The 850-nt window shown below is 55.1% G+C and carries 1 protein-coding gene; it reads right to left on the minus strand.

The window, feature by feature from the left end:
- Positions 1 to 428: 428 nt before the first annotated feature.
- Entirely contained in the window at positions 429 to 764 is a 336-nt protein-coding gene (locus ABD971_RS28245; protein ID WP_345327094.1) for a hypothetical protein, read from the minus strand.
- Between the last annotated feature and the right edge of the window lie 86 nt (positions 765 to 850).

Below are 850 nucleotides of genomic sequence, written 5' to 3' on the forward strand. Positions count from 1 at the left end.
ATCGCACGCGCACCGTCAGGCACCCTGGATCGACCGCGCAACTTTTGCGTCCGGTAACGCTTGAGGTCACCCGGCACGAACGGAAAAGTAACCATTGGGCAAATAGTTTTTTGAGTGCTCGGGTGCACCGGCATGGTTCGCCACACACGTAGCATCATGAGTCACTGCCGAGTACTCTCGACAAGAGGATTGTATCGCCGCCGGAATCGCAACACAAATCGATCGTGAGTGGAAACAGGCAGCCCGACATTAGATGCAAATGCCCAGTCTTTGAATCGCCGAACGACCCGACATTAGGTGAGAGGCCCTGCGTTGGCGAACGGTGGCCGTAACCGAGCGGCGACAAAAGATTGTCCATTTTCAAATCCACACGACTTCGCCGCTTCGGTTCACGGCTTCGTTATCGAGCGTGTGTTTTGGGGCGAACACTACTTTTCTTTTGGCCACCGATGATGAAGGTAGCCGACCATTTCGTCGGAATCATTGTACAGTTCAAAACGATGGCGGACATCAGCGGACGCCAATGCCGCCGAAACGCGACCACCATCATCGAGCATTTTCTCGAGTGAGCTTGCGTCAGCATCAAATTGCGGGTCACCAAGGTCGCCGCCGTATTCTTGAAAGACGAAATGTTCGCAGTCCTGCAAACGGATTGAGTAACGCCCAACATAGACGGAGAATCCGGCGGACTCCATCAGCCGCGCCATTTCGGTCTTGCTTGGCCAGTCATCAATCTGGCCGGACAAGCGAATGTCTGTATCCACTGGAAGCGCCTCTCGTCAGCCCGATAACGGCGGCGATCAGCGGGCCGGGAAAGTTGATTGTCCATTCGTGAAACCTCGCAAGCCCG

The organism is Novipirellula rosea, assembly GCF_039541335.1.
Lineage (GTDB): Bacteria > Planctomycetota > Planctomycetia > Pirellulales > Pirellulaceae > Novipirellula > Novipirellula rosea.